Source organism: Cyanobium gracile UHCC 0281, from assembly GCF_034931305.1.
Lineage (GTDB): Bacteria > Cyanobacteriota > Cyanobacteriia > PCC-6307 > Cyanobiaceae > Cyanobium > Cyanobium gracile_A.
This window is the reverse complement of the sequence record NZ_JAYGHY010000112.1, coordinates 1-3102: the sequence shown is the minus strand read 5'-3', so window position 1 is coordinate 3102 and position 3102 is coordinate 1. Positions and strand designations below refer to the sequence as shown.

Here is a 3102-nt window from a genome sequence, read left to right as displayed (position 1 = left end):
GGTGCACCCAGGCGTCCATCGGCCCGCAGGCGGCCGGCGAGGGGCTGCCGCAACCACTCCGGCAGCTGGGCGGCGGCGGGAAAATCATCGGGATCCAGGCGCCAGCGGGCGTCCAGGGCCAGGGACCGGCCGACGCCGCCGCTGGCCCTGAGCGTGGAGGCACCCAACCGGCCATCCAGCCGGGCGATGCGCAGCAGTCCGGCCTCCCAGCGTCCCTTGAGGTCGGCGTTCAGGGGTTGGCGCCCCAGCGGGTGGCGCGGCGGCGGCTGGACGACGAGCTGGAGATCCAGACGGCGATCCGTGTCGGCCCTGGCCGTCAGGCGGCCGCTCCAGGTCCCGTAGCGCCAGGGGCTGGCGGGAAGGATCAGGGACCTCTCCCGGCAGCTCAGGGGCAGCCGCTCCGCCGTCAGCGGCAGCGAGCCGGTCTGCAGCTGCCAGCGCAAGCCCCGCAGCTCCAGGCCGCCGTCGCAGCGGGCCAGGCCATCGTTGAGGCTCAGCCCCAGGCGCCCGTCGGCCACGCCGGCGAGCTCTCCCCCGGCCCGGTCGCCGGCGGGAAACAACGACCGCAGCGAGGCCAGGGGAAAACGGCGGGCCGTCAGGCGGCCCTGCCACTGCTGCTTCTGCCACTGGCCCCCACCATCCACCAGCAGCGAGCCGCCGCCGTTGCCGGCCGGGGGGGCCAGCCGCAGGCCCAGATCGATCGCGCGGCGGTGCAGCCGAATCCCCACCTGACCCGAGAGGGCCAGATCGAGGGGCCGGGCCGTGGCTCCGGCACCCCAGATCCGCAGCGCGCCGGGCTGGAGCAGACCCAGGCGCAGGTCGATCCGGGGCGGCTCGCGCCCGGGGGGAGCCGATCCCAGCACCCAGAACTGGCCCCGGGCGTTGCGGCGCAGGTCGGCCCGGGCCCCCTTGAGGCCCAGGTCCAGCACGGGCCCTCTCAACCACAGGCTGGCCCACGGGTCGATGCGCAGCCGCACTGCCTCCACTGTCGCGGTGGAGCTGTCCTGAGGGCCGGGCAGAAAACGGCTGGAGCCAATCCAGAAGCCATCGGCCTTCAGGCCCCGGTAGGGACCCAGGGCCAGAGGACGGCCCATGACCGCGCCGATCTGGCGCTCCAGGGTGGGCCGGAAGCGGGAATAGATCCCGGCGACAATCCGGTCGAACCAGAAGACCCCGAGACCCAGGCCCGTCCCCGCCAAACCAACCGCAAAAAGTCCCTTCCACGCGCGTCGGCGGGCAAAAAGAGACTGGTTGTCAGGCTTCCAACGCATCCACCGGGGTCGGTCGCCGTCCATGGCGGCCGCAATATAAGGGGCTTGTCACGCCTTCCCCAGCCCCATGGCCGCTGATCCGATCCTGCTCGTGGCCGGCACCTGGCTGGGTGCCGCCAGTGGCGTGCTGGCGGTGCTGACCATCGCCGGTTTCCTTTCCCGCTGGGGGATTCGCTTCCGGCTGGTGGGGATCACCAGCTTCACGGCCCTGCTCTCGCTCTCCTGCCTCGCCTTCGCCATCAGCTACAACCCGCGGGTGAGCGTGCCGGGGGCGGTCCAGGTGCCCGTCGTGTTCGACAACGGCACCGATCTGGTCATTGCCGCCGCACCGGCCGATCTGGAGATCGCAGCGGCGGCCCCCACGGTGGAGCAGGTGGCCCGCAACCTGCGCGGCGGCGGCCGTGGCGGCAGTGGTGCTGACGGTGGTGCCCAGGTCTGGGTGCGGCTGCGGCGGGTCGAGGCCGTGGAGCCAGGACTGGCACGGCCCGTGGTGCTGGCGGAAACCACCCGCGAGCAGGCCACCAGCAGCCTCGACGACGCGGTCTGACCCTTGGTGGCCCACCCCTTCCAGCCAGCGGCCCACATGCGGCGCGAGCAGCAGCGCCTGCGCCGGGATGGCATCGAGAGCTGGGAGGCCGTGGCCGGGCTTGATGACGGGCAGCTGCGGCAGCTGGCAGCCTCCGGGGAAGCCAGCGAGGCCAAGCTGATCCGCCTGCGGGGTCAGGCCCGGCTGGTGAGCGCGGTGGGCCTGGCCCCGGAAGAGGCAGCCCTGTTGCTGCATGGAGGCATCGCCAGCCCCGCCGGTCTGGCCGCCGCCGATCCCCAGCAGTTGCTGCTGCAGCTGGGCCGGCTGCAGCGGCGTCTCACCGGGGCCGCCGTGGCGCCGGTGGATCTGCCCCTGGTGCTGGGTTGGATCCGCCGGGCCAGGCAGGCCTCCAGTCGCTCCCCGAACTGACCCTCAGTCCCGCATCACACCGGTGCGGGTGACTGGAATGGAGAAAACGGATGGAGGCAGTGATGCCCCCAACAACCCGCCTCTCTCCCCCTAAAGCCACGACTCATCCCCTTCGCAGGCGTCTCACCGCGTTGCTGTGCGCCACCTGCCTCACCGCCGTGGCGGCGCCCATGGTCCGCGCCCAGTCCGCCCTGCTCGAATCGGTGAAGCAGAACCCTGCCCTGGCCCAGAGCCTCTGCCAGCAGTTCCGCCAGCTGAACGCCCAGGGCGTCTCGGCCACCTCCAAGGCGTCGATTTCCGGGCTGGCCAGCAGCCGGGGCCTGAGCCCGATGGATGCGGAGGTGCTCGCCACCTATGTCATCGGCCTGCACTGCTCCACGGTCTTCTGAAGCCGTGGTCCGGACCCTGGACGCCACCCTGCAGCTGGCGGACGGGGTGCGGCTGGCCAGCCGTCTCTGGCTCCCCGACGGGGAGGGCCCCTGGCCCGTGCTGGTGATGCGCCAGCCCTACGGCCGCGCGATCGCCTCCACCGTGACCTACGCCCATCCCAGCTGGTACGCCGGCCACGGCTTCCTGGTGGTGGTGCAGGACGTGCGCGGCCGTGGTGACTCCGATGGCGGCTTCGCTGGCTTCGCCCAGGAAGCGGCCGATGGGGCCGCCACGATCCGCTGGGCCCGCGCGCTGGAGGGCAGCAACGGCCGGGTGGGCACCTACGGCTTCTCCTACCAGGGCCTGAGCCAGCTGCTCAACAGCGCTGTCGACGACGACGCGGCCCTGCCGGACTGCTTGAGCCCCGCCATGTGCGGCCTCGACGAGCGCCTGCACTGGGCCAGCGAGGGGGGCGCCCACTGGTGGGCCCTGGGGCTGGGCTGGGCC

The 3102-nt window shown here is 72.7% G+C and carries 4 protein-coding genes and 1 pseudogene; 4 read left to right on the top strand and 1 reads right to left on the bottom strand.

Annotated features, from left to right (window positions below):
* A pseudogene (locus tag VB739_RS16445) lies at nt 1-1199 on the bottom strand (hypothetical protein); the annotation flags it as partial.
* A 139-nt stretch (nt 1200-1338) separates the two neighbouring features.
* On the opposite strand from VB739_RS16445, the gene VB739_RS16440 reads away from it, so the two are divergent.
* From VB739_RS16440 to VB739_RS16425, 4 genes are all read left to right on the top strand, one after another.
* Entirely contained in the window at nt 1339-1818 is a 480-nt protein-coding gene (locus VB739_RS16440) for a DUF2518 family protein (protein WP_323358091.1), read from the top strand.
* 6 nt (nt 1819-1824) lie between these two features.
* Nucleotides 1825-2226 (top strand): DUF4332 domain-containing protein, encoded by a 402-nt coding sequence (locus VB739_RS16435; RefSeq protein WP_323358090.1) that lies wholly within the window; start codon nt 1825-1827, stop codon nt 2224-2226.
* A gap of 62 nt (nt 2227-2288) precedes the next feature.
* Nucleotides 2289-2615, top strand: a complete 327-nt coding sequence (locus tag VB739_RS16430) for a hypothetical protein (RefSeq protein WP_323358089.1) — start codon at nt 2289-2291, stop codon at nt 2613-2615.
* A partial coding sequence (locus tag VB739_RS16425; protein ID WP_323358088.1) for a CocE/NonD family hydrolase occupies nt 2581-3102 on the top strand: 522 nt, incomplete at its 3' end. The genes VB739_RS16430 and VB739_RS16425, both read left to right, overlap by 35 nt.

Bases quoted from the DNA above. Each gene is read 5' to 3' on its own strand.
- VB739_RS16440 (WP_323358091.1), top strand. From the start codon at position 1,339: ATGGCCGCTGATCCGATCCTGCTCGTGGCCGGCACCTGGCTGGGTGCC.
- VB739_RS16430 (WP_323358089.1), top strand. From the start codon at position 2,289: ATGCCCCCAACAACCCGCCTCTCTCCCCCTAAAGCCACGACTCATCCC.